At 58.3% G+C, this 24,436-nt stretch carries 22 protein-coding genes; 7 read left to right on the top strand and 15 right to left on the bottom strand.

What is annotated here, in order from left to right; all coding sequences use genetic code 11:
- Positions 1–61: 61 nt before the first annotated feature.
- The 12 genes from E2L06_RS17345 to E2L06_RS17290 all read right to left on the bottom strand — a co-directional run bounded on the left by E2L06_RS17345 (position 62) and on the right by E2L06_RS17290 (position 14,792).
- Positions 62–460, bottom strand: a complete 399-nt coding sequence (locus E2L06_RS17345; protein WP_138782885.1) for a hypothetical protein — start codon at positions 458–460, stop codon at positions 62–64.
- Positions 457–948, bottom strand: a complete 492-nt coding sequence (locus E2L06_RS17340; protein WP_249361495.1) for a helix-turn-helix domain-containing protein — start codon at positions 946–948, stop codon at positions 457–459. Before E2L06_RS17340 ends, E2L06_RS17345 begins: the two co-directional genes overlap by 4 nt.
- A 416-nt stretch (positions 949–1,364) precedes the next feature.
- On the bottom strand, positions 1,365–1,787 hold the full coding sequence (locus tag E2L06_RS17335; RefSeq protein ID WP_138782884.1) for a VOC family protein: 423 nt from the start codon (positions 1,785–1,787) through the stop codon (positions 1,365–1,367).
- Between the two features lie 3 nt (positions 1,788–1,790).
- Positions 1,791–3,368: a long-chain-fatty-acid--CoA ligase gene (locus E2L06_RS17330; RefSeq protein ID WP_138782883.1), complete on the bottom strand. Its 1,578-nt coding sequence runs from the start codon at positions 3,366–3,368 to the stop codon at positions 1,791–1,793.
- Between the two features lie 45 nt (positions 3,369–3,413).
- Entirely contained in the window at positions 3,414–3,929 is a 516-nt protein-coding gene (locus E2L06_RS17325) for an acetone carboxylase subunit gamma (RefSeq protein ID WP_138782882.1), read from the bottom strand.
- Between the two features lie 17 nt (positions 3,930–3,946).
- Positions 3,947–6,505, bottom strand: coding sequence for a hydantoinase B/oxoprolinase family protein (locus E2L06_RS17320; protein WP_249361494.1), 2,559 nt, complete (start codon positions 6,503–6,505; stop codon positions 3,947–3,949).
- Positions 6,506–6,650: 145 nt separating this feature from the next.
- Positions 6,651–8,825 carry a hydantoinase/oxoprolinase family protein gene (locus E2L06_RS17315; protein WP_138782881.1) on the bottom strand — a complete coding sequence of 725 codons (2,175 nt, stop codon included), beginning with the start codon at positions 8,823–8,825 and terminating at the stop codon, positions 6,651–6,653.
- Positions 8,826–9,095: 270 nt separating this feature from the next.
- Positions 9,096–10,415, bottom strand: coding sequence for a hypothetical protein (locus E2L06_RS17310; RefSeq protein ID WP_249361493.1), 1,320 nt, complete (start codon positions 10,413–10,415; stop codon positions 9,096–9,098).
- A 667-nt stretch (positions 10,416–11,082) separates the two neighbouring features.
- A complete protein-coding gene (locus E2L06_RS17305) occupies positions 11,083–12,174 on the bottom strand; it encodes a molybdopterin-dependent oxidoreductase (RefSeq protein WP_138782880.1) in 1,092 nt (363 codons plus the stop codon).
- 142 nt (positions 12,175–12,316) lie between these two features.
- A complete protein-coding gene (locus E2L06_RS17300; protein ID WP_138782879.1) occupies positions 12,317–13,651 on the bottom strand; it encodes a metallophosphoesterase in 1,335 nt (444 codons plus the stop codon).
- Positions 13,652–13,827: 176 nt separating this feature from the next.
- Complete coding sequence (locus E2L06_RS17295) at positions 13,828–14,295, bottom strand: DUF6691 family protein (protein ID WP_138782878.1); 468 nt, start codon at positions 14,293–14,295, stop codon at positions 13,828–13,830.
- Positions 14,295–14,792 (bottom strand): YeeE/YedE family protein, encoded by a 498-nt coding sequence (locus E2L06_RS17290; protein WP_138782877.1) that lies wholly within the window; start codon positions 14,790–14,792, stop codon positions 14,295–14,297. Before E2L06_RS17290 ends, E2L06_RS17295 begins: the two co-directional genes overlap by 1 nt.
- 326 nt (positions 14,793–15,118) lie before the next feature.
- Here E2L06_RS17290 and E2L06_RS17285 point away from each other — a divergent pair, with 326 nt between their 5' ends.
- From E2L06_RS17285 to E2L06_RS17275, 3 genes are all read left to right on the top strand, one after another.
- Positions 15,119–15,691 (top strand): hypothetical protein, encoded by a 573-nt coding sequence (locus E2L06_RS17285; RefSeq protein ID WP_138782876.1) that lies wholly within the window; start codon positions 15,119–15,121, stop codon positions 15,689–15,691.
- A gap of 102 nt (positions 15,692–15,793) precedes the next feature.
- Entirely contained in the window at positions 15,794–16,429 is a 636-nt protein-coding gene (locus E2L06_RS17280) for a hypothetical protein (RefSeq protein WP_138782875.1), read from the top strand.
- The gene (locus tag E2L06_RS17275; protein WP_138782874.1) at positions 16,429–16,938 is read left to right on the top strand and encodes a metal-dependent hydrolase; all 510 of its coding nucleotides are present in this window, start codon (positions 16,429–16,431) and stop codon (positions 16,936–16,938) included. Before E2L06_RS17280 ends, E2L06_RS17275 begins: the two co-directional genes overlap by 1 nt.
- Before the next feature lie 37 nt (positions 16,939–16,975).
- On the opposite strand, the gene E2L06_RS17270 is transcribed toward E2L06_RS17275, so the two are convergent.
- Complete coding sequence (locus E2L06_RS17270; RefSeq protein ID WP_138782873.1) at positions 16,976–17,863, bottom strand: cation diffusion facilitator family transporter; 888 nt, start codon at positions 17,861–17,863, stop codon at positions 16,976–16,978.
- 119 nt (positions 17,864–17,982) lie between these two features.
- Positions 17,983–19,314: a permease gene (locus E2L06_RS17265; protein WP_138782872.1), complete on the bottom strand. Its 1,332-nt coding sequence runs from the start codon at positions 19,312–19,314 to the stop codon at positions 17,983–17,985.
- Between the two features lie 50 nt (positions 19,315–19,364).
- Here E2L06_RS17265 and E2L06_RS17260 point away from each other — a divergent pair.
- The 4 genes from E2L06_RS17260 (at position 19,365) to E2L06_RS17245 (ending at position 22,465) form a co-directional block, all read left to right on the top strand.
- A protein-coding gene (locus E2L06_RS17260; RefSeq protein ID WP_138782871.1) for an IS630 family transposase occupies positions 19,365–20,365 on the top strand; the annotation gives its coding sequence in 2 pieces (ribosomal slippage) (positions 19,365–19,857 and positions 19,857–20,365; 1,002 coding nt in all).
- Positions 20,366–20,665: 300 nt separating this feature from the next.
- Positions 20,666–21,733 carry a zinc-dependent alcohol dehydrogenase family protein gene (locus tag E2L06_RS17255; protein WP_138782870.1) on the top strand — a complete coding sequence of 356 codons (1,068 nt, stop codon included), beginning with the start codon at positions 20,666–20,668 and terminating at the stop codon, positions 21,731–21,733.
- Between the two features lie 104 nt (positions 21,734–21,837).
- A complete protein-coding gene (locus E2L06_RS17250; RefSeq protein WP_138782869.1) occupies positions 21,838–22,230 on the top strand; it encodes an XdhC family protein in 393 nt (130 codons plus the stop codon).
- A 1-nt stretch (position 22,231) separates the two neighbouring features.
- Complete coding sequence (locus E2L06_RS17245; protein ID WP_138782868.1) at positions 22,232–22,465, top strand: hypothetical protein; 234 nt, start codon at positions 22,232–22,234, stop codon at positions 22,463–22,465.
- Between the two features lie 54 nt (positions 22,466–22,519).
- Here the strand turns inward: E2L06_RS17245 and E2L06_RS17240 are convergent, their stop codons facing one another.
- A complete protein-coding gene (locus tag E2L06_RS17240; protein ID WP_138782867.1) occupies positions 22,520–24,382 on the bottom strand; it encodes a glycoside hydrolase family 15 protein in 1,863 nt (620 codons plus the stop codon).
- Positions 24,383–24,436: the final 54 nt, after the last annotated feature.

Raw genomic sequence — 24,436 nt, 5'->3', positions numbered from 1 at the left:
ACTGACTGTTGCCTGACAGTCTAGTCGGCGGATGACTCGAGTTCGCGACAGTCTCGCGCGATTACGTACCATATTCAAGTTCCTCCAGAATGATCGCGTGTTCGCCGACCACGAAGTCGCCGGAAATGTCGTCGTGAAGCAGGATCGATTGAGTCAGATCGTCGATTCGTGCCTTGCCGGTCAGTGTTCGGTCGGAGATTCCGATGCAGATGCGATTTGCGTCGAATTCGGTCGCGAACTCGACGAGCGTGGACACGTCGTATCCCTTCGGGAGCGCGGTGATCGTGTAGTCTACCCCGTAGTTGATCATGGGGTTTACTTCCTGAATGAGCGGACCGAGACACCGGACAGTCGGCAGCCGGAGAAGGTAAACCCGTTCACCCTCGTCAACGACGGACCCGAGGATTTCCTTCACGGACGCATCGTGTTCGACCGATTTAATGATGATGATCGTCGTCATTCTTGTGGGCCAAAGAGCAATGCACAGAAGTTGTGCTCGACGCGGCGAAGGCGTGCGGAAAGCGTCGACCTGCTGATATCCAATTCGCTTGCGATCTCCTCCGCTGTCACCTCCTGTGGCACCTTGAAATAGCCCATCTGGTAAGCCGTCTCGAGTACCTCCAACTGCTCTTTGGACAACTTCCCGGACATGCTCTGTTTGATTTTGTTGCTCCCGAGTGGAAATCCGATACTTTCAGTCTGCGTCGTGCCGAGCAACTCGAGCGAGCCGTGCTCGCCTTCGATTGCGTTGGCTACCTCTTTGAGATGGTTCCAGTCACGAACGGATGCCATCACCTCAAGGTGAGCGTTCTTTCCGACGATCCGGTGTGGAATCGCCTGATTTTGCGTCAACAGCGATAGAACGGATGCTTCAGAATGGTCTGCCATCACACCGATATAGTAGATGTGCCGATTCAGCTCTGCCTGCGTTACGTCGACGATCTGCATCGATGGTAATTGGTCTGATAACTGTTCCGCTGAGATCTCGGAGTCGAACCGAACTGATAAAAAGAGAAAGACCATATCACCGAAGGCTGGTAGCGCGTTGTCAACTTCGACACTCGTGACCTGTTCTTCGATGTTGAATAGGCGGTCCGAAATCCCCGCTAATCCGATCTGAAATTCGATTCTAAGCATCGTTCAGCACAATCCCTTGCAATCTACTGTTGTGAACGCTGTTTCCCCCACGTCGGCTCCCACTGTTGGGACTTCACGGAACTGGGTAGACATTGATTGTTGTCAGATCAGCCCCATCACGATGGTATTAGTAGTCGAACTAACATAATGTACTTTGTTGACAATTGTCACGGATGTAGTTGGCATACGCTATCCGATCATAAAAACCCATGTAGTTTTCAAATCCGTTATCCGAGGGGACTGTCAGTGGGCCGCTCGACGAGTTCGATACGGACGCCGTTGGCTGCTCGTCGCTCGAGAAAGGCGACGGACGCGTCTCCCGCGCCCTGACGTGGCACCTCGTCTGCGAGTGGCACGCCAGCCGTATGCAACGCCGCGAGTTGCTCTTCGAGGTCGTCGACGCGGAACGCAACGTGATGTAACACCGCCGGCCGTTTTGCTGTCTCGAGATCGGCAGCGAGACCGGAATCCGGATCGACTGGTTCGACGAGTTCGACCAGACTCTCGCCGACCCTGATGAAGGCGATCTCGACGCTGAACGCCGGGACTCGTTCGACCGCTCCGACCTCGAGGCCGAGGCGTTCGAACAGCGTCCGGTTCCGGTCGATGTCGTCGACGAGGATACCGAGGTGATCAATCTTGGAGACCATAGGTTAGCTTATCTGCCGTGACTTGTCTTTCCAGTAGGGTTCACGGAGTTGTTTTTTGTCGATCTTCCCATAGGGTGTCGTCGGGAGTTCCGCGACGACATCGAACGATTTCGGCACCTCGTAGTTGGCGAGTCGATCTACACAGAACGTCTTCAGTTCGTCCCGGTCGATCGTGTCGTCTTCCGGGACGACGACGGCCTTGACCGCTTCACCCCACTCGTCGTCCGGAACGCCGATGACGGCGACGTTTGCGACCTGGTCGTGTTGCTGGATGACCTCTTCGACGGTGACAGAGTAGACGTTCATACCGCCGCTGACGATGACGTCCGAATCTCGGTCGACGATGTAGACGAAGCCGTCCTCGTCCGTTTTGCCGATATCACCGGTGTGGACCCACCCATTGTCCATCGTTTCTGCGGTCTTTTCGGGCATCTTGTAGTACCCTTCCATGGAGTAGGCGCCGCGGGCGAGAATTTCGCCCGGCTGGCCGGGCGGGACCTGCTCGCCGTCGTCGTCAACGATCATCACCTCACACATCGTGGTCGGGAGGCCACACGAGGAGAGTCGCTGCTCGTCGTCGGGGTCGTGTGCGCCCTTCGGTAAGACGGTGATGAGGTCCGGCGTCTCGTACTGGCCGTACAACTGCAGGAAGACGTTCCCGAGTTTGTCGAGCCCCTCGCGAAGTCGATCCGGCTTCATCGGTGCTGCGCCGTAGACGAGCGTCTCGAGCGACGAGGTGTCGTACTCCTGTTCGTCGAGCAGGTCGAGAACGCGATACACCATCGTCGGCACCATGAACGTCCAGGAAATCTCCTCCTGTTCGATGAGGGTGAGCGCATGCTCGGCGTCGAACCCCTGTGTGATTACCTGGGTACTCCCTTGAGTCAACCCGCCAGCCATGATAAGGCCGGCCGAGTGGGGCAGTGGTGTCATCAACAGGAGCCGGTCCCGTGGTTTGATGTCGAGTTCGATTGCGTGTGCGAGCGCGTTCAGTGCGAGGTTCTCTTGGGTGTGTTTCACGCCCTTCGGATCGCCGGTCGTCCCGCCCGTATGAAAGACACCGGCGAGCGTAGAACTCGAGACGGAGACATCCGGGGGATCCGAATCACCCGTTTTAAGCAGACGTTCGAACGATTCGACGTCGTAATCGCCCTCCAGTTCGGCACTGGGTGACGCATCGATCGTGATGACTCGATCTAGTGTCGACACGTTTGGAGCGACCGTCCGGGCAGTCTCGATAAGCCCCGGACCCACGACGAGCGTACTGGCTTTGCTGTTGTTCAGCATGTACTCGACGTCCGCTGCCGACAGCATGTCGTTCAGCGGGACCCTCGCGAGACCTGCACGGGCAAGCGCGATGTCGACGATGGCGTACTCAAGGCGGTTCGACATCAAAATCCCCACACGTTCCTCCGTCTGGAGGCCGAGATCGACGAGTGCACTGGCGAGACGCGAGGAATCGTCGTCGAGGTCGCCGTAGGTCAGCGTCTCGTTTTCGAAGGTGATGGCTGGCACAGTCTCATAGCGGCTGAGAACTGACTCGTAGAGATGTTTCAGCGTCGGTATACTCTGTTCTGACATGGTTAGTTTGATCGCATAAAGACGGGAAAGCGGTCTCTCGAGAACTTACGCCGACTGCGTCTCCGGTGTCGGAATCGGCTCGCCGATCCAGTCCTCGTAGAAGGTCTCGATGTCCGGTTCGAACTCGTGGATGATGGGGTATCCCGGCATGACGTTGGTCACTTCGAGCAGCGTCTGACAGCCCGGGCAGAAGTACTCCCGAAGCTCCATGTAATCCGGATGGGGATGCATGTCTTCCGGATAGATCTCGAGGTACTCCTCTTCCGTATCCCGGACGTTGATCAGTGCGTCATGCTTCCAGTTCTCGTCGTGTTCACAGAACTCGTGGCCACAGTCGCACTTGATGACCCATCGGTCATCTGACTTCGCGACGACGTACAGGTGGTCCGCATACGGGATGACGATCGGGTCGTCCCAATCGACCCGTTCCTGAAGGACGTCACGGACCTGCTGGAACCGGTCCGCGTCCTTGAAGTCGCTCATCATGTTGTGCAACTCGCTCCACTCTAGGTTGTCGTCGACTAGGTCCTCAATGTGTTCGCGTGGGTATGATTCTGGCATTTGTATTCACCTCTGTATTAGTCGTCGTCCGTTGCTGGTTCCTTCGACGGTGTCTCGAACGATGCATCGGGGCCCGACAGATCCTGAATCGATCTCTCACTGGTCCACGTGTAGGGCACCTCGGGCTCGTCGTCTCGACCGACCCCGAGCCAGGTTTCGTGGCTCTTCGTCGGGTTCTTCCACTTCTTTTTCATGCCGGTCTTGAACCGGTTTTCGAGTGACTTTTCGGCATCCTCACTCAGTGAGAACCGGAAGTCGTCCGGCAGCTCCCAGAAGTCGCAGTAGAAGTCGGTGAACTGCTTGCTCATTCGCATGCTGCTCTCGTAGGTCTTTTTCACGTCCTCGATCAGATCCTCGTCGTCACGAATGCGCAGGCGTTCGTCCTCGTACCACTCGGAGACCGGCTGGGCTCTCTCTTCGCGTTCTTCCATCCGCTCTTCGCGGAGTTCTTCGGTCGCTTCCTCGTCAAGTTCCCACTCACCCTGCACGGCGGAGTTGTGTTTGGCCTCGTCGTCGACTTTGTTGACGACGACGGCGTAGGCGTCCTTGGCGTGACGGGGCAGGACGTATCCGTCGTGGATGTCCTCGACGACCTTCTCGGGTTCCCGCTCCAGCGGGTCGCCGAGGCCCGAACCACCACGGAGGTAATTCAGGTACATGTCGTAGTCGTCGAACTCCTTGGGCGTACTGATACCCTCGGGACGACGGGTGACCTCGCCCTCGATCTTGGATTCGAAGTCGCCGCTTTCGGGGTCAAGGTCGGATTGGGGATAGTCCTCACCGTTCTCGAAGCGCTCCTTGAGGTCGGTATCCTGGGCGTTGAGGATGTAGCCCGAGGCGGCGGGATAGCCGCCGAAGAGGCCACTGTCACTCGACATGTAGCCGTTGCCCATCTCGTAGAGCAACCATCGGCTCACGTCCTTGATCGTTCGCATCGACTCGAAGCCTGCGCCGCCCGTCCGTCGGCCTGCGCCACCCGTATTGGGCTTGACGTTCCGTCCGAGGAACGGCAGCGGTTCGGTCATCTCCCAGACTTCGGCGTCACCCATGTCGCCTTCGGGATTCCAGATCGCCGCGGCGTGGGGCTCGCCGTCGTCGACGTAGCGGGCACCGGTACCTTCACACGCCGCTTCGAAGGAGTTGACCGCGTGAAGCTTGTCGAACTGGTCGATACCGCCGCCCTGCAGCCAGTTCGAGGTGTTGGCGTTCCCGGAGTTGATCTCCTCGCGGAACCCGCGGGAGAAGTACCCTCGTGAGAGGTGCTGCCAGAGCGGGGCCCATGCAGAGACGAGGAAGTGCCACGCATATGCGTGTGCTGTCTCCGTGTTCTGTGTGTTCGCCCACGAACCCTCCGGTAAGTGGAAGTCACAGCTGTAGTAGGCACCGTCGTTGACCAGTTTGTTCGGGATGACCGTTTGGGTAAGCATCACCCAGATACCACCCTGAATGGCGGCTGGCGTACAGTTATACGGATGCCATCCCCACTTGTTTGCCCCCTCGAAGGACACTTGGAAGGAGCCATCCTCGCGGACGTGCAGCTCCGAAGGAGCGTGCATGAGGTGATTCTCACTCGCATACGCTCGCGAAAGGTTCTTCTGACCCTCGTAGAGTGCGTCGACGAAGGATGCACCGCGGTAGGTACCGGGCAGCATCGTTTTCTGGATACGACTTCGGAAGCCCCGGCGGCCGTCCTCGATCGCCTCACGAGAGAGCTGCTTGAATTTCTCGATACCGTAATCGTCGATGAGATCGTTTACGGCATTGCGGATCATCAGACAGCCGGTCATCCGCGTCCGTTCGTCGAGCTTCAGGAAGTCCGGCGTTCTGGTCTTGTCCGGGAAATCATTTTTCCAAGAGTTGTATATCTCGAGTTCCTCTCCGATTTTTCGAGCGGTGTAGTAGGCCCCGTCACCGAAGCGGGAGGCCTGTGAGACGTTCATACTACCGGGGCCGACCGCACCCGTGTCGATGACGTGGTTGACACCGCCAGCCCAAGCGATAAGCTCGCCCTCGTGGAAGATGGGGATGAGCGTCGCGATGTCACAGGGGTGGACGTTACCCACGTGTGTGTCGTTGTTGACGAAGATGTCCCCCGGTTCGATCCCGGGACTCTCCTCGTAATCGTGATTGATCATGTACTTGATCGCCTCGCTCATCGTGTGGATGTGCACGATGATCCCAGTCGAGATGGCGATCGAGTCACCCTCCGGTGTGAACAGGCCATAACATAGCTCACCTTCCTGTTCGACGATCGGGGTTGCGGCGACCTCCTTTGAGGTTTCTCGCGCGTTGACCAGTTCGCCACGCAGCTGGGCGAACATCTGCTCGTATTCGATCGGGTTCTCGTCTTTTAACGAGAGTTTCTCGAATCCAGCGTAGTGGCCTGTCTTCTCGGTCTTTTCTTCGAGGTCTTCGAACTGTTCGCGAAGGCTCTGTCCTTCCCAGCCGATACCTTCGCCGTTTTCTAGCTTCGTTTGGACTTTTCGTTTTTCCTCCTGCATTCGAGGAAAGCTCTCTTCGCTCTGTTCGTACTCTTTCTCTCCTGACGCGTCCGACGGATGTTGTTCTGAACTCATATTTGCCTGTATGACATCTTCATCTGTCTACAGCCAGATGTAGGCTGGTGCAGTGCACCCACCCCACTCCCGGGTTATCACAGTGCCTGCGATACCCACAGTGTGGTAGATGCATGTCTACACGAAAGGCGAGAGGGCGCTCTCTCTATTCCTTCCGTGTGAGGTGGTGGACGCGGTGCTCGTCGAGCCACGTCTCGTAGTGCGGTGGAACGATGTACGTCGTTGCCTCACCCTCGAGAACGGCGGGACCGCTGAGCTCGTTCCCGGGGTTGAGTGCGTGGAGATCGTAGACGTCCGTCTTGATCCACACGCCGTCCCAGTAGGCCTCGCGAGACCCCTTGTGGGCGTCCTCGGGGGGCTCGGCGCCCTGTACTTCTTCTGTCGGTATTTCGGGCTTGACCACGTCTCGGACGCCGCGGACAGACGCCTGCGTGATCGTGTGTCCGAGCTCCGGGGAACGCGCTTCTTCGGAGTACTGCCGCCGGTAGCCTTCTTCGAACGTGTCGATCAGCTCCTCCAGTTTTTCCGGGGTATCGACTCGGTCAACGGGCGACCGGATGTCGATACTGTTGAGCTGTCCCTGGTACTGTCCGAGGATGTTGTACTGGAACTCGACTTCCTCCAGTCCGATGTCACTTTTGGCGAACTCGTCTTCGACCTTGCCCTCGAGGTTCTTCCAGACCTGCGTTAGTTCTTCCCCGGCGGTTTGGGCCGCTTCTTCTATCGACAGATCGGCGTCGATGTCGATACTGGTCGTCTGATCGTACCGGTATTCGTAGTCGGCTGCACCACAGCCGAACGCGGAGAACCCAGCCGCCCACTCCGGAATAAGGACCTCGTCGAAGCCGAGGCTTTTGGTGTATCCAGCCGTGTGAACCGGTCCGCCCCCACCGTAGGAGAGGCACTTGAAGTTCGACGGTGCGTATCCCTCGCCGGTCACGACGGCCTCGAGGTCGTTTTGCAGCTTGTTCTCGAGGATTTTGATAACTCCTTCCGCAGCCTCGTAGACGCCCATGTCCAGCTTATCCGCGATCTGTTCTTCGATCGCTTCTTCGGCGACTTCACGACTGATGGGCATGTCACCACCGAGGAAGTTTTCGGGATCGATCCAGCCCAGCGCAACGTGGCAGTCGGTTACTGTTACCGTCTCGACGTCGGTTTCGGTTGCACAGACGCCGACCTGGTCACCCGCGCTCTCCGGACCGAGTTCGATTTTGTCGAACGTCGGATTCACCCGGACGTAACTACCGGTCCCCGACCCAACACTCTCCATATTGACCATCGGCAACGACAGGAGGAGCCGAGCCATCTCCGGACTGTAATCGATTTTCCAGTCGTTGTCGATGATGATCCCCATGTCGAAGCTCGTCCCACCGATGTCGGTACAGACGAGGTTCTCGTAGCCGAGTTCTTTGCCGAAGTAGTTCGCTCCGATCATCCCACCGATGGGACCAGAGATCAGCGTCCGCGCCAGCTCGTTTGCGTAGATGTCGATCGTCCCACCATGACTCGCCATGACCCGGACGCCGACTTCGCCACCGTGGTCGTCAACGGACTGTTGAACCCTCGTCAGCTGTTCCCGTGATGGCTCCGCGGCGAACGCTTCCGCAACGAGTGTGTTCAGCCGGGGGAGCTCCTTCAGGGTGGGATAGTACTCGCTGGACAGCATAACCGTCGTGTCCGCGCCCCGTTCTTCGATGACCTCCTCGGCGACCTCCTTCGTCCGTTGCTCGTGTTTGTCTTCTTGGTAGGAGTGAAGGAACATCACCGCGATCTCGTCGACGCCTTGATCGAGAAGGTCGTTAACACCCTCCCTGATGTCATCTTCGTACTCTTCAAGAGGGATCAGTTCGTTCCCTTTGACGTCGATCCGTTCTCGAACGCCCCGAATACGGTTCCGGGGAATCAGCGGTTCGGGATGTTTGTGCGTATTAACGTGCAGGCGATCCGAGTACGAAAAACCGGTATACGACTGCCGGCCACGCCCCATCCGGAGCGTGTCTTCCATCCCTCCGGTAGTGAGGATGCCAACGTCGACTTCACTTTCGCGCTCGACCAGTCGATTGAGCATCGCCGTCCCCGAGTAAACCGTCGAAACGAGATTCGGGAACGCATCGTCCACGTCCAGATCCCAAGAATCTAGTGCGTCTTTGGACGATTTGATGAACCCTCGTGATTCATCGTCGGGGGTCGTCTTCGCTTTGCCGACGGTAAACTCTCCGTTCGAGTCCATGAGGAACGTGTCGGTCAACGTCCCTCCAGCGTCAATCGACAGTGTCTCCGCGTTGTGCTCTGAGGGATTGTCTTCTGAACTTGCCATCAAGGCTTGCCATACCATGCTGTAGGTTAGGTATTATCACGAACGAAATTGGACGGGAATGACGGGCGATGACAACACGTGACATATGTTTTCGCTTTAAGATAGGTCGGTCAGAGTCAGTTCACAGACCACCAGACCGACAGTTCGTGTCTTAACCAGAGACTATTGGTCGAATCTGAACTCACTCACGGTATGGTTCCAGTCGTTTGCGTCGGGACCTGCTCGTCCGCGTCATCAGAAGGACGCGACCGGCGTATCGGGACGGTGGTACTAGTATCCGCAATGACAGTTTCCATCGGGGCAGAACGTCGGTTCTCGGTCACCAACCGAAAGCCCGAGCGTTGCCAACGAACTCTGAAGCCGCTGGCTGGCGGACGTCTCAGGTCGAATCATTCCGCCGACAGCACCCGTCGGGGCTTCGCCGGTCTCGATGGTGGTACTAACCTCCCGTTGGCCGTGATCGATCACTGCGACGTGGTTTGCCGTCTGGACTGGAACGTACAGTTTCTCTCGAGCAGGCCCCCAGGCACCGGCAATCGCGCTCCCGCCGATGTCGAGTTCGCGGTCGACTGCCTGTGCGTCGAGGTCGATGACTGTCACGGCATTGATCTCGGGGGTGAAGAGATATGCTACGTCGGTCTCGGGGCTGATCTCGCTCGTGATCGGTGGTGCCGATAAGCCGTCGTCTCGAGTAATGCGCGTGAGTTGGGTCGGTTCCTCGGGATCGGAAATGTCCCAGATACTCTCGGATCCCCGACGTGGGATGTCCGGATCGGCTCCGAGTTCTCCCTCGCCGTTTTCGACCAAGAGACGGTTACCGTCGAACGATGCCGTGGACATGAACGGGAGAACGTGTCCGTCTCCTGCAGGTTCGCCGACGTCAATTCGAGCGGCGATTTCGAACGGATCGACGCGAACCACGGCCACTGTCTCGTTTGCGATCTCTGGGACGAACCCGTACTCGCCGTCCGGGCTGAGTGTCATATCACATGGGCCGGTATAGCCGACCTCTATCTCTCCCGTGACCTCGCCAAACGTCTCGCTATCGCGATCGGCATCGATTCGGACGAGGACGTGGTTCGCCGGATCGTCCGGATCGGGTTCGATGGTCGTCGTTCCGCCAGCGGCGGCGAGTAAATACTCACCTGTCGGCGTTAGATTCGGGTAGTTCGGCCCGAAGCCGGTCTCGATCGCTGCAACCTCGTTTAGCGTATGCTGATCGAGGGCTCTGATTCCGCCGGAAACGTTGATCCAGAGCGTCTCGGACGCCGAATCGACATCGGTTCCATACTGATTGGCCGGAAAAGACGCGGTCGTCCCGATGAAAACGGTCTCGACGAGTTCATCAGTGGTGGCGTCGATGATGCTCAACGTTCGATCGCCGTTATTGAACACGTACACCGTCGGCGCTCGCGCCGGCTGCCCAGTCTGGGTGAGACAGCCGGCCAGTGTTGCGGTCGCACCGATGGTAGCCGACGATCGAAGGACTCGTCGTCGATCGATCCCGTTCCGGAACGGGTCCGTCGGATTCGGAGTCGTTCGAACTCGTCTGGCTTCGTTCCCGCTGTTCCCGTCCGTATCGTGGTCCACGTTCGTGTATTGGTCGGACGAGGTTAAATAGGAAAAGCGCCCGTGTGTCCGACACACACGACCAACGCTTGGTTATAGGTGGAACAGGCGCAATACCACGCCGTTCACGGCGTGGATACGCGCCGTCACTCGGGGCGGAGACACCGTTTGGATGTATAATCCGTGTTTCCTATGCAGACGTTTAAGTGGCAGATCGCCCAATCGAACGGTAGGAATTGGTCGGAACGGAGCGGATTCCGAACCGTCCTGCGGAGGCGGCCTGTCCGCCCCCGATAACGAGGCAGTATCCGAAAGGGCAGTCGGTGAACGCCACATCCTCGAAAAGTGTGCCGATGTGCCGACTGCTCAAAACACGAGAGACGATACCCCCAAGTCCGCTGACTCCTGCTGGCATCCCAGTGGCCAAAACAACACCGGGATGCCATACACGGTTGAGGATAGGGGTAACGGCCACTTGGCATGGCCAGCAGTCCACCAGTCCGACGCTGTGGGACTACCCGTCCCCGAAAGGACTGGGAGTCCGCCGATTGGACTGCAAACCTGAAACTCCCACCGCTCGGGATTCCTCCGCGTTTACGCGGAGGAGGATGTCAATGGAATCGGATTCCTTCCGATACGTATGCAAGACGGACCACGAAACGGCAGCATCTCAAGCTGGAATCTCCTGTCAATCGAACCCGCTGATCAGTGTGACGAGCCACTGTGCTGGATCATCGCGGTGGCGGACATCTATTCGGTCGATCCACTTGACCCACTGAAACCCTCGCCGGCCCGGAGCGACGAGTCGCAGCGGTGCACCATGGCCGTGAGTGAGGCGCTCACCGCCAACGTGGGTTGCCAGGACTGCGTCTCGTGCTTCGTCGATCGGGAGACTCCACCGGTAGCCGGTAACCGAAACGAATCGAACGAATCGACTCTTTTCGTCCACACCGGCCGCGTCGAGCACGTCGCCGACGCGAAGACCGCGCCACTGTTGTACGGTGTACCACCCACTCGTACAGTCTAATAGAGCCTGTTGTGTCGTGGTTGGCGAGAGGTCGTGATACTGGAGTTCCAGCGGCATCTCCACTGCGCCGCGAACGGAGAGTGTCCAGTCCGAGAGCTCGATGGGATCGGGATCGTCGGCGACCCACGAGGTGACGGGAAAACTCTCGTTGCCCGCTCCTTCCCGCGGCTGCGATCCTGTGAACCGACGATCACTGCCGGGCCCATCCAAGAGCTGAGTTGCGAATTCCTGGCCGCGATAGACCAGCGTGGCACCGATCAGTAACGCAGTGTACTGGAGGACTGTCCGCCGCCGGTCGAAGTCATGGCTTCTTGGAAGCCGAAATCGGGTCGTGAGGTGCCACAGCATGAGTGGAACGAGTACGAGCCCGAATCCGACGTGAACGCTAAGAAGCGTCCAGCGAGACAGGCGAATATCGAGGCCGAACACCCAGACGATTCCAGTTGCGAGCGACCCGAAGACCGCAAGCACTGTGAGTCCCGACAGAAGGGTAGACGGCCGCCACTGGTCGCTATTCGTAAGTCGGTGCCGGACACGGACAAGTTTGAACCCGACGAAAACGAGTAATGCCAGCCCGGCGATCCGATGGGCCCAGAAGAGCGGCCACCACGCAACCGAACCAACAGTGAAAGAGACCAGCCCCGAGATAGCTTCGAAACAAACGAGAACGAAGATCGACCAGTCCACGAGCCGTGGTGGTGGCCGTACTGCAGCGAGGGCAGTCTGCAGACCATCGATCGCTCCCCGGACCATACTAGAGGGTACGTGCTTCCACCGCAAAGTAGTGTGCTACTAATACCCAATGCATCTCTGGATTAGTTGATTAACCCCTTGGTGCTGGCCGCTGTGGGCGTTAACGGACCCAATACTGTCGCTCGGTCGGACTCGAGTCGGTTCAGTCACGAACGTTGGATGCAGCGTCCGGGATCTCGTCGTCGACGACCGATCGGTCAGGCAGTTCTGGATTCGGTTCTCGACCCAGCGTAAGAAGGCGCTCGGTGAGGGTGATTTCGTCCGTACTGGGGCTCGGCTTCTCGATCTCCTCGTACTCGACAACCACGCCCTCGGGCTCAGAAGCGATGCGAACGACGCACAGTTGATACGACGGGTAGAACACCGGCGGCAACACGCCAACGATGACGTCCCGGCGGTGAAGGCGTTTAAGCCACGTCCCGGTGTTGACGAGCAACCTGCCTTCGACTTCGTTTACCTTTGGGCGGTGGGTGTGACCATAACAGAAAACTGCGGTCTCCGGCCGGTCAGCGAACACCTCGCGGGCAGCCTCCTTGTACGGTTCGTCGGGATCAACGGTGAGATCGCTCTCGGAAAGACCGAACCGATCGACAGTCTCACCGATGTCTCGAAGGATGAGATACACTGGGATGCCCACGAGAAGGATCACGCCGGCGACCGCCGCGTTGACGACGAGGATGAAGTGAACGGCCTCCCCGATCAGGCCCAGTTGAGAGAGAATCGCATCTGCCGTCTCGACTGGCATCGTCCAGATACCAGCCACATCTAGTCCCGCCAACACTGCGAGAATGATGCTGATGTTGAAGAGCAACAGAAACGGGATCACAGCATATCGTAAGACAGGGTTCATTTCGCGGTAGAAGTACTTCGAGAGGAGCCAGTGAGGCACACGCTCGGTCGGCGTGACCGCCTGAACGTCTTTGAGCCAGTTATACCGTCCTCTCTCGGACAGTTGGCCTGCCCGGCTCGTTACATGAGTGTTGTAAAAATACCCCAGCGGGGTCTCATATGGATTGCCGAAGTCCTCGAATCGGTTGTTCGGATCCTGCTGGTGACCGTGTTCGAACCAGATCGTCCGATCGCCGACTGGGCGGGTGATCGACTTGGACTGGACAAGATCGACGTTATAGTCGGCTAACCGCTGGACGTACTTGTCATACGCGGCGAACTCGCTGTCGTGGTTGCCCGGCAAGAGTGTGATTGGAATCGATTCGCCGGTCGCGCGCAACTGCTCGAACAGCTCAGGATACGTTTCAGTCAGGAAATCGAATTTCGCTAGTCCGTCGATCTCGGTGAACTCCCACAGTCCGAACGCATCGCCGTTGATCAGTAACTCTACGTCCTCATCGGTCGTTTCGAGGCGCTCGAGAAATTCGAGCAACTCGTCGAGAAAGTCTACCTTCGCGAGTTGCTCATCACCGCCAATGTGGAGATCACTGATTACGTAGTAGACAGGGCCGTTGGCATCGTCGGCCATAGCAGCAAACGTTCGATACCGGCACGTATAGTGTTGGTCCCGGCAGTTCGCAAGAGATTCCACTCGCACGGTAGACGGATCACAGTCGATCAACGACTTCTCGAGTGGGTCGGTGTAAGCAGCACCAAAAAGCAGCGTCCGGTACGCTGCGACGGAGCAAGCGGGGCCGTGTGACGTCAATCGCCAGTAGCTGGTGTCTCACGGGCCGTTTCGCTTCGGTGAGCTCGCCAGAGCCCCTGTGCATATGCCCCAATAAACATCCCGGCGATGGCCCAGAGGATGTTGTAGTTTCCAATCCCCAGACTCGCGTAGCCTGCCCCGGGACAGACCCCCGAGAGTCCCCAGCCGACACCGAAGATGGTACCGCCGATGATAACCTTCTTGTCGAAGGGTTTCTCGCGGCGAGCATAGTCTGTCCCTGTCAGTGGTGCCGTCTGAAGCACGCGCGTTGCGATCTGGATTGCAAGCCCCATGACGAGCGCAGCGCCACCCATCACGAAGAGCAGTCCGAGGTCTTCGAGTTGGAGGAAATCCAACACGATCTCAGGACGGGCCATCCCACTGTATGCCAATCCGAATCCGTGGAGGAGTCCGCCGATGATGATCAGTCCTGTGAAGAGAGGACGACGAGTACTGGCGCTCATTAGGGAGACACCCCCAGTGCGGCAACCGTGAGTGCAGTGAGGATGGCGACGCCGACGAACAGGACAGTGTTCACGAGTGACGTTCGAGACAGCGATGCGATTCCGGAGACACCGTGACCCGACGTACAGCCTTTCCCGAGGCGCGTTCCGATCCCGACGAGGATACCGCCGCCCAGTAACCGCCACCACTGGACCCTGGTTACGAAGATTCCACTGGTGAGAACGAGTCCATAGAGGGCTGCACCGATGACAATGCTGACCGCAAAGATGACTCGCCAGTCGCGTGAACTGACATACTGTTCACGCTGGAACCGCGGGAGATCAGAAACATATGATAGCGTCGTCTCGAAAAATGTACTGTTTCCCGCGATGATCCCCGTCCCGAGATAGATCACTGCGATGCCGAGGCCGACAAAGAGTCCACCAATGAGATACTGAGTGATCCCTCGTGGGAACAGTTCAGTCGCCAGTGAAAGGGTCACGGCAGACATGATCATCTGTCACCGGGAGCCACACCCTGACTGGTAGCGCAGTTGCTCGAGCTGATTCCGAGAGGAACGGTTTCGGCATTCGTCTGGGAACGGTTCCCGTTCCACTCGCGGGAAGTTGGTACTGGCACTAGCAAAATGTGAGTCGTTTACGTCGCATAAGGATTCTATTTGCAGTCCACTGCAACACCATCCATATCATCTAACTAATGAATATCCAAATATTATTACCAACAAAAAGAGACAGCAGCGATGAGTGCAACGATTGAACTGGTAGACTACTCGCTGGGGCGGGGTGCGTTCTCGTATTTGACCATCTTCTCGGGCTTGTCGTCGTGAACGACGGGGTTTCCTCGCTACCGCAAGATGAGGAGTCGTTCGTCCCCGAAGAGGTTCTGACGAGTGCGAAAGGGACAGTCGATGAAGCGGAGCTCTCGCTGGCGGACAACGAGGAAATCCTCCCCGCCCTGAGCGAGTTGACCCCTGTGTGCGAAAACGACCGGTCGTACTTCGTGCTCGGAAACTACGACCGAGAGCCGATTCGACGGTTGAACCTCGTGACCAACCGACTGAATCGGCGAACGGATGCGTACGCCTTCCGGATGGTCGACATCCGTGGCGAGTGGGATAATAGCATCCAGAAATTCTGCCTGATCGCCGATATCGTCACATATCTCGTCGGTGTCGCCGAAAAGGAACCGAGCGACTTCCTCGTCGAACAGGGGCTCCTGGTCGGAACGGTCGACTATTTCTCGAAAAGCCACGTCCTCAAACGCGAATACGAGGACGAAGACCCTCCCTTTGGCTGGATGCAAGACGGTGTCTTCGAACGCTTCGACGACGAAGACCGGCTGTATCGCTGGCGCACCGAGGCGGATCTCGTCGAAGCAACCGACGAGCTTCGATAAGCATCAGCCCCGTCGTCGGTGTCATGATTTGTGCCGAGCAGTCGTTGACAGTCAGCATATTCTGCACAACGGCTATGGCTCAGGCCCAAGTCATGAGAGTGAATGTCCACACGTGAACCGTTCGGTCAGTCCGGTCGGCTTCTGGCCGGCGTCCTCCTCCTCATCGCGCTCGTGGGGCTCCTGTCTTGGGCAGGCACAGCCGCCGTCGATCCGCTAGAAAGCACGTATCCCGATGAAGCCGACGTGACGACAGCTCGCGACTCGTATATCGGTGAGTGTGTCGTTCTCGGTGGGTCTGTCGTCGAAACTGACCCCCTCGTGATCGCAACGCAGCCGAACGGGAACGGCAGGTTCACCGTGGTACAGACCGCCGACAGCTTCGAGCGTTCGACCGGCCCCCTCGAGACGGGCGATCGCGTGACAGTTTTCGGGACACTCGAGGACACGTCGACGCTCGGCGCGGAGCGAACGATCTCCACGGACCTGTGGGAGACGTTCTATATGGTCGTCGTCTCTTTCATCGGCGGGTGCTGGGTTCTCGTACGGCTCGTCCGCGGTTGGCGCATTGATTGGGATCGGGGTGTACTCGTTCCACGACTTACAACGCCGACGAGTGGTGGCAAACCCGGTGTCGATCCCAGTCTGTCTCGAGGTGATGAGACATCAGCCGATGGCTCGAACGAGCGATATCAGGACCGCTCGAAGACTGATCGACATCGGGAGCAGCGTGATCGGTGATGCCCGACCTCCTCACGCACGTGCTGGTCGGCTACAGCATCGGGACGCTGCTTTCGGTTCGATATGAGCAGGTCCGACCCGCACAGGTTACCCTCGTGATGGTCGGTGCGCTGTCGCCGGATTTCATGAAGATCACGCCCGCGATCCCGACTGGCCCGCTCGAGATAGTGACCGACGATCCCATCTCGTGGGCGCCTCTACACACGCTCGGGGGGAGCGTGCTCGTCGTCCTCCTGGGATCGCTATTGGTTGCACCCGACTATCGACGACAAGCGATTGCGCTGACTGCGATCGGCGCAACTTCTCATCACGTCCTCGATGTTGCGTTGCTCACGGCGACCGGCGAGGCGTACGCTGTTTTCTTCCCGATCAATACGTATCGGCCACCGTCTCCGGATCTGTATCTCAGTACTGATCGCTGGCCTGCAGCCGTTGCAGGCGTCCTCGCAGCTGTTTCGTGGGCCGCCTGCCGGTATGATCTCACGGAGCCATTGCCGATCTCGGATTAGACTCGTTTCCGGGTGCTGGCTGGTCTGGTGGACAGAGCTACTCGTTTTCCTTCCACTCGCCAAGTTCGCGTGGATCGACGTGGACAAACACATCATCAACCTCCGGGATGTCACGGATGTCCGCCGCGATCGTTGACTCGATGTCGTGCGCTTGCTGGAGCGTAAGGTCGCCTTCCACCTCGATGTGCAAGCTAACGTCGACTTCGGGGCCGACGTAGTGGGCGACGACATCATGGGCACCGTGGACGTCCGGATGAGCGAGCGCCCGCTTGCGTATCTCCTCGCGGAGTTCGGGTGGTGGCGCTGCACCAACGAGATAGTCGATGTTTTCGCTGACAATCTCGTAGCCCGTATAGAGAATTCCCAGCGCGACGAAAGCGCCAGCAAGCGGGTCGAGAAGCGGGTACCCTGCAGCAGCACCCAAGACGCCCGCAAGCGCCGCAGCAGCGGTGAGGATGTCGTTGCGGTTGTCGAGCGCTGTCGCGGTCGTCGCTGGTGAGTTATACGCATTGGCAACTCGCAGACAGTAGCGATAGAGCCCGAACTTCACCACCGCGCTTGCGACAAGCACGCCGACCGCCCACGGGCCAGCGACCGCTGCGTAGTTACCCGCGACGAGCGTCATAACTGATCGGTAGAAGACGGTTCCGCCCGCGGCGAGTACGCCGGCGGCAACGAACAGCGAGACGAACGGCTCGATACGCTCGTGGCCATGTGGATGTTCGAAGTCCGGGGGTTGGGTAGTAACGTACAGCCCAGCGAGCACGATGATGCTGTAGACCGTGTCGGCAATGCTGTTGACTGCTTCCGAGCCGATGGCATAGCTCCCGGACGTCCACCACACCGCACCCTTCGCGACGGCCAGCAGGAGATTTACCGCAAGTACGACGACACCGACGCGTCGGACAGCGTCTCGTCGGTCCATTCACTGGTGATTCCGCGGGAGCGCCGATAGTGCTTTTGTTACCAGTGAGGTCAGCGCGCCCCTTCGGTGACGTTGCGTGTTCGATTGAGCAGAGATGGTGATGAACTGATTAGTGAGGCTTAGTTGGCAGTGTGTGCGTGCTCTTCGTGACCTCCCTCATTCCTGATCGAGTCCGTGCGATGGAGCCAGTAAAGGACCAAGAAAAAGCCGGTCGCGAACACGTTAAGAATCAGCTTATAGTTCATCTCGATTTTGACTTCTGCGATCTGGACACCGGACGGGTCAGGAATGACTCCCAGGCCCAGGAAGACGAAGTGGATAACGAACCCGGTGAGGACAGCGGAGACAAAAATCATCCCCGAGAGGAGGGCTGCGAATTTCGTCCCGTAGTACTCACGGTATGCGTCCATGATCGGCGGGACGATGAGGTCAGCGTAGATGTAAGAGAGGACCGACCCGAACGGGAGACCGTTACTGAAGAGGACGGCCCCGAACGGGACGTTCCCAACCGAACAGACGAACGTGGCGACGCCAATGACGGCACCGAGGGCAGCAGTCCAGAAGACATAGACTGGCAAGCCGAACGTCGGGCCCGAGAACACGGACGTCCAGACCTGGTGGGGAATAAAGCCGGCAATAAGACCGGCGAAAATGAACCCAATCGCGATCTCGTCCCAGAGCATCCCCCACTCTTTCCACTGCTTGTCGGCGAGTGCCTTCCAGCCAGCAAGCGATGTTGCCTGCTCGCGAATAGCGGTGTTGGCCGCTTCGGGATCGAAGCTCTCCTTGCAGGACTGCGAGCAGAAGTAGTACGTTCGACCGTCGTGGTCGGTCGAATAGTCAGCTTCGTCGGGATCGACTTCCATCCCACAGACAGGGTCTTGGACAGTTTCGGACCCCTCGTCACGGACGTTCGCTCGAGCCTGCTCGACAACATCATCAGGAGCTAGATAGACGAACCCGAGCGCCATCAGGCCGATAAGCATGAACCCGCCGACGATGTCCGCCAGAAGGAACTGCCAGCCGAGCAGGATCCAGATGACAGCACCGATCTCGATGACGAGGTTCGTCGAGGCGAACATGAACGCCCCGAGAGTGGCTGCCGCAGACCCACCCTTCTTGAAGAGGTTCTTCGCGGTCGCGATGGCACTGTAGGAACACGACGAGGAGACGAAGCCGAACAGCGACCCGTAGCCGATCTCGCGTGGGCCGTGTCCCTCCAGCAGGTCCGAAATTGCTTCGCTCGAGGTCCACGCCTCAACGCCACCGGCAATTGCGAACCCGATGACCAGCGCCCACCACGTGATCCACGCCATCGCCGCAGTGGTCGTCACGAACTGCCGCGTGCTCTCGAGGAAGAACGTGGACAGTGGTTTGGCTGTGGTGAATACGCCGAGGCCGATCGTTGCGAGCGCGATGGCCGCGAGAATCGCGTATTCAGTTCGCTCCATACCTATAGTATCCGTTAGAACTTTCTACTCAGACAGTGTTGCTAAACACAGTGGATCATCTCGACGAGATCTCTGTCGAGGAATTGCAAGATGCCCTTGACAACGTGGAGGGGAAAAAGCCGACAGAACGGCTCTTAGCAGCAATAGCATACAAGAACGGCGTCACGCAGACTGAACTAGCCGAGTGGTACGACGTTCAGCGACGGACAATCTATAGCTGGCTCACGCGACTCGACACCGACGAGTCGCTTGAGCAAGCCGTTACTGATGCTCATCGCTCTGGGAGAAAACGGAAGCTCTCAGAAAAAGAGCAAAAAGAATTCGAAGAAGCTGTCCACGAATCACCAGAGAATGTTGGGGTTGATGCGCCGGCGTGGACGCCGGCGCTCGTCCAGCAGTATCTTGACGAGACGTACGATGTCGAGTACTCAATCCCGAGCTGTCGGCGGTTGCTCAAAGAAGCGGGATTGAGCTATCAAAAGCCTCGCCGTACAGCCGCTGAGTCTGATGCTGATGAGCAAGAAACGTTCCGTGAGGAGCTCAAAAAAAGCGGCGGGAAATGGACGCCACAGTAGTCTGCATCGATCAAACCAAGAAATCCGTCCAAGTCGAGCCGCGTGCCGCGTGGTTTCCCCGCGGTACGCGGCCGTCCGTCGAGTTATCTGGACAACGTGACTGGACGTGTCTGCTAGGCGCGATCACCGAGGACGGTGATCGCTTTTTCTCTCGGTTTGAAGAGTATGTTACCGCCGATCATGTAAAACATTTCATTCTCGCATTATGCAAAGAGTTCGAAGATGATCTAATTATTGTCCTGGATGGAGCACCATATTTTCGGGCGTCGGCCGTCACGGACCTAGCGGCCCGTGACGACCTCGCCTTCGTGACGTTGCCGGCGTACTCACCAGAGCTAAATCCTGTCGAAGAGTGCTGGAGACAACTACAAGCGGCACTCAGCAACCGTTTCTTTGGCTCACTCGACGATCTCACAACAGCAATTGACACTGCTATTGATCGAATTTCTGTACCAAATATGAGTAATTACTTCTAATGGTTACTATAGTGGGTGGAGACTCCCGCCTAATGCGGTTGTGACTAGAAACCCACCACCAACCTGGCTCCCAAATCTTGCTTTTCAAACGCGATGGGCGATTATCCTTAGCAAAGCGGGAGGATTAGATACGAGTTCGATAGAGTTCCAACTACCGGAGGTGCTGTCCAAAAGCCGGTTTGTAAGGGTTCCAGCGGTCGTAAACACAGTTTCAGTATTCTCCAATCGAATCCCCGATGGCACACCCATAAGATATTATACATAATATTTAACAGCCCTTGTGGAATGCTATCAGGGAGAATGCAAGCAGTACTGCTAGAAGAGTTCCAAGAACCGCTAACCGTCCAAGATGTCGAACGCCCTGAACCAGATCCGGATGGTGCCGTTGCCGAAGTCATCGGCTGTGGCATCTGCCGATCCGACTGGCACTGCTGGCAGGGAGACTGGGATTGGTTCGGCTACCGACCCGATCCCCCACACGTTCTCGGCCACGAGCCGACCGGCCGTATCGTCGCCGTCGGAGAGGATGTCGAAAACGTTGAAGAGGGACAGGAGGTTGCCATCCCGTTTAATTTTGCCTGCGGGACATGTGACCTCTGTCGCAACGGTCGAGAGAACATCTGTGAAAACCACGTCGGCCTCGGCTTTATGAACGAAGCACCCGGGGCGTTCGCCGAGGAGGTTCACATCCCCAACGCGGACATCAACGCCGTTCCGCTGCCGGACGGCATCGACGCTGAAGCAGCCGCCGGGATGGGCTGTCGGTTCATGACGTCTTTCCATGCAATGGCTCACCGGGCACCGGTAAGCGCCGGTGACGACGTCGTCATCCACGGCTGTGGCGGCATCGGGCTGTCGGCGGTCCACATCGCAAACGCCCTCGGGGCGAACGTCATCGGTGTCGACCTCATGGACGAGAAACTGGACCGAGCAGAAGACCTCGGTGCCGTTGCCACCGTCAATGCGGCGGATGTCGACGATCCTGCTGGTGAGGTCAGAGATATCACGAACGGCGGAGCGGACGTTTCTGCGGACGCACTCGGTATCGAAACGACGTGCCAGAACGCAGTGAACTCGCTCCGGAAGGGCGGAACCCACGTCCAGATCGGACTGACGACCAGCGATGAAGAAGGGATGATTCCACTCCCGACCGACGAGTTTGTCGCCAAAGAAATCGAGTTTAAGGGATCGCTCGGGCTCCAGCCCTCGCGGTACAGCGAAATGCTCGACATGGTCGAATCCAGCAAACTGGATCCGACAGCACTAGTCGAAGAAACGGTCGACATCCACGAGGTGCCCGACGAACTGGCCGCAATGAGCGATTACAACACGATCGGCATTCCCGTCTGCAACGAGTTCAGCAGTTGATCCTCCGGCCACTTCCACCGCTTTTTCGACAAGCGTGTGTAATAGTCGCGGACACTTGTCAGTGACCGCTCGAGCGTGCCACCTAGCCTGCACTACAGTCAACGATGGATGAACGATCACGTGCGGTCGGTTCAGCGCTGGTGTCGCAGATCCTCGAGCGTATCGACGTCCCGGAGGGCACCCGGATCATCGGTCGTAAGACAGGTACTATCATCGCTTTCGATCAGGACGGAGCGACCGCCGACGTCGCCGTCGACGGCGAGAAGCGCTTCGACGAGATGCGCGAGGAGTCCGCCGACGAGGGTCGATCGTTCACTGACGCCGAACTCGAGCGAAACTATACGCCGATCGGGATGAGCCTCGGCGGCGATACACCCTATCAGATCGCTTTCAGCATCGTCGCGGAACTACTCGCGGTCGCCCACGACCGGACACCACAGCACCTCTGCCGGCGAGAGGAACCGATTCACGACCGCGTGAATGTGGAGACTGACTGAGATGACTCACATCGACGACCCCGACGACGCTCCGTCCTCGGACGAAAAGGAAGGACAGATGCTCGCTCGAACATGGGTCATTGCCGCAAACTTCCGAACGCCCGCTGACTATGGCATTCCGACCGCGCCATCGCTCCCTGCAGAACGCCGGGCTGACGGGACCCTAACGTTTGTCGATCCTGATGACTTGACACCACTACTGACAGTCGAGACGCCAGTCTCGATACGGCGGTAGTTCCCTGACTCGAGCCGAGTCCACACGTCTCCAACGCCCGAGCGCCAATCAGGATCACTCGTCAGGAACCACGGCTGGATCGCCGAGTCGAATCCCCATCGGGTCCGGTCCGGGCAGTTCATGACCGTGAACGTAGCCGAGGTACAGCGCGCTATTGATGATTCCAATGTGGCTGAACGCCTGCGGATAGTTTCCGAGATGTGCACCAGTCTCGGGGTCAATCTCCTCTGCGACGAGCCCCAGCGGACTCAAATACTCGAGCAGTGATTCAAACCGTGACCGGGCATCCTCGACGCGTCCGGAGAGCGCGAGCGCATTGATGAACCAACATGAACAGAGGACGAACGCGCCTTCATCGCCGGGGAGTCCATCGTCACCGTGGTAGCGAGCCACAAAAATATCGTCCGTAACCAATCTCTCGTCGATTGCATCGATCGTCCCTCGGACGCGCTCGTCGTCGAAGGGCAAAAAGCCGACGAGCGGCAGCAAGAGCGCTGTCGCGTCGAGCGCGTCTGTCCCGTAGGACTGGACGAACGCGCCGATTTCCTCGTCGTAGCCGTTCTCGAGCACGTCTGCTCTGATCCGCTTGCGAGTCTCCCGCCAGCCCTCGAGCGGGGCGTCGCGGTCGCGTTCACGAGCGATTTCGATCCCGCGGTCGAGAGCGACCCAACACATCACTTTCGAGTAGACGAAGTGTTCGTTCCCGCCGCGGACCTCCCAGATACCCGAATCGGGTTCCTCCCAGACATCGCAGACGTAGTCGACGATATCCTGGATTCGGACCCATTCGTCGTCGTTCAGTGCTCGACCACGCTGGCACATTTCGTCGACAGCCAACAGGAGTTCACCGTAGATATCGAGTTGTCGCTGCTGTGCCGCTTCGTTGCCGACCCGCACCGGCCGCGAGCCGCGATACCCCTCGAGGTACTCGAGTTCCCGTTCCTCAAGATCCGCCTCGCCATGGAGGCCGTACAGCGGCTGAATTGCCCCGGGATCGGCCGTCTGACAGAGATCGACGAACCACTCGAAATAGTCGATCGCTTCCGTGACGGTCCCGAGGTTCATCAGGGCCTGGACGGTAAAGCCTGCGTCACGAAGCCAATTGAACCGATAGTCCCAGTTGCGGACGCCGCCGATGTCCTCCGGCAGCGACGTGGTCGGTGCGGCAGCGATCGCTCCCGATTCGGCGTGTGTCAGGAGCTTGAGAACGAGCTCCGAACGAACGACGATGTCGTGCCAGGGCCCTTCGAATGCACAGTCGTCCTCGGGACCGCAGTGATGTCCCCACTCGGTCCAATACTCAATCGTCTCGTCCAACGCGGCGTCGGGATCCGTGCTTGCGCTCTCGGCACCAGTACACCGGAGCAAGACCCACTCCGTCTGGCCTGCCTCGAGCGAGAACTCGCCGGTGATTCGACCGGCTTCGATCTCGAGGTCGACCGGGGTCTCGAGCAGTACCCGCTCGGCCTCGCCGGCAGCGAGGACACCGCCATCGACGGGTTCGAGCGTCGTCTCTGCACGACCGTAGTCGAACTGCGGTTCGAGGTCGATCGCGAGGTCGACGTCCCCATTCGTACAGGTGACTTTCCGGTAGAGGACCTGCTTCGGCTGGTCGACCTGCCCGGCTGGCGGCAGAAAGTCAGTCACCGTTACTGTGCCGCCGAGTGTCTGGAATGTCGTCTCGAGAACGTTCGTATCGTCGAGATACTGTTGCTTCGTCTCAAAGGGGGTTGTCGGCTTGATTTGGAACCGCCCACCACGGTCGGCATCGAGGATCGCGGCAAGAATACTTGGCGACTCGAGGTGTGGAAAGGGAAACCAGTCGATCGAGCCGTTCGGTGCGACGAGCGCACACGTCTCGAGGTTGCCGATGACGCCGTAGGACTCGATCGGCGAATACGCTTCGGACTCAGCCATCGTCACCACCAATGACACGGCTCGAGGTGACACACACAACGCACTCTACGGATG

The organism is Haloterrigena sp. H1 (genome assembly GCF_005938085.1).
Classification (GTDB): Archaea; Halobacteriota; Halobacteria; order Halobacteriales; family Natrialbaceae; genus Natrinema.
The sequence above is the reverse complement of the archived record's forward strand: the minus strand, read 5'-3'. Positions and strand labels throughout refer to the sequence as shown.

Bases quoted from the DNA above. Each gene is read 5' to 3' on its own strand.
- E2L06_RS17345 (WP_138782885.1), bottom strand. From the start codon at position 460: ATGACGACGATCATCATCATTAAATCGGTCGAACACGATGCGTCCGTG.
- E2L06_RS17340 (WP_249361495.1), bottom strand. From the start codon at position 948: ATGCAGATCGTCGACGTAACGCAGGCAGAGCTGAATCGGCACATCTAC.
- E2L06_RS17335 (WP_138782884.1), bottom strand. From the start codon at position 1,787: ATGGTCTCCAAGATTGATCACCTCGGTATCCTCGTCGACGACATCGAC.
- E2L06_RS17330 (WP_138782883.1), bottom strand. From the start codon at position 3,368: ATGTCAGAACAGAGTATACCGACGCTGAAACATCTCTACGAGTCAGTT.
- E2L06_RS17325 (WP_138782882.1), bottom strand. From the start codon at position 3,929: ATGCCAGAATCATACCCACGCGAACACATTGAGGACCTAGTCGACGAC.
- E2L06_RS17320 (WP_249361494.1), bottom strand. From the start codon at position 6,505: ATGAGTTCAGAACAACATCCGTCGGACGCGTCAGGAGAGAAAGAGTAC.
- E2L06_RS17315 (WP_138782881.1), bottom strand. From the start codon at position 8,825: ATGGCAAGTTCAGAAGACAATCCCTCAGAGCACAACGCGGAGACACTG.
- E2L06_RS17305 (WP_138782880.1), bottom strand. From the start codon at position 12,174: ATGGTCCGGGGAGCGATCGATGGTCTGCAGACTGCCCTCGCTGCAGTA.
- E2L06_RS17300 (WP_138782879.1), bottom strand. From the start codon at position 13,651: ATGGCCGACGATGCCAACGGCCCTGTCTACTACGTAATCAGTGATCTC.
- E2L06_RS17295 (WP_138782878.1), bottom strand. From the start codon at position 14,295: ATGAGCGCCAGTACTCGTCGTCCTCTCTTCACAGGACTGATCATCATC.
- E2L06_RS17290 (WP_138782877.1), bottom strand. From the start codon at position 14,792: ATGATCATGTCTGCCGTGACCCTTTCACTGGCGACTGAACTGTTCCCA.
- E2L06_RS17280 (WP_138782875.1), top strand. From the start codon at position 15,794: ATGTCCACACGTGAACCGTTCGGTCAGTCCGGTCGGCTTCTGGCCGGC.
- E2L06_RS17275 (WP_138782874.1), top strand. From the start codon at position 16,429: ATGCCCGACCTCCTCACGCACGTGCTGGTCGGCTACAGCATCGGGACG.
- E2L06_RS17270 (WP_138782873.1), bottom strand. From the start codon at position 17,863: ATGGACCGACGAGACGCTGTCCGACGCGTCGGTGTCGTCGTACTTGCG.
- E2L06_RS17265 (WP_138782872.1), bottom strand. From the start codon at position 19,314: ATGGAGCGAACTGAATACGCGATTCTCGCGGCCATCGCGCTCGCAACG.
- E2L06_RS17255 (WP_138782870.1), top strand. From the start codon at position 20,666: ATGCAAGCAGTACTGCTAGAAGAGTTCCAAGAACCGCTAACCGTCCAA.
- E2L06_RS17250 (WP_138782869.1), top strand. From the start codon at position 21,838: ATGGATGAACGATCACGTGCGGTCGGTTCAGCGCTGGTGTCGCAGATC.
- E2L06_RS17245 (WP_138782868.1), top strand. From the start codon at position 22,232: ATGACTCACATCGACGACCCCGACGACGCTCCGTCCTCGGACGAAAAG.
- E2L06_RS17240 (WP_138782867.1), bottom strand. From the start codon at position 24,382: ATGGCTGAGTCCGAAGCGTATTCGCCGATCGAGTCCTACGGCGTCATC.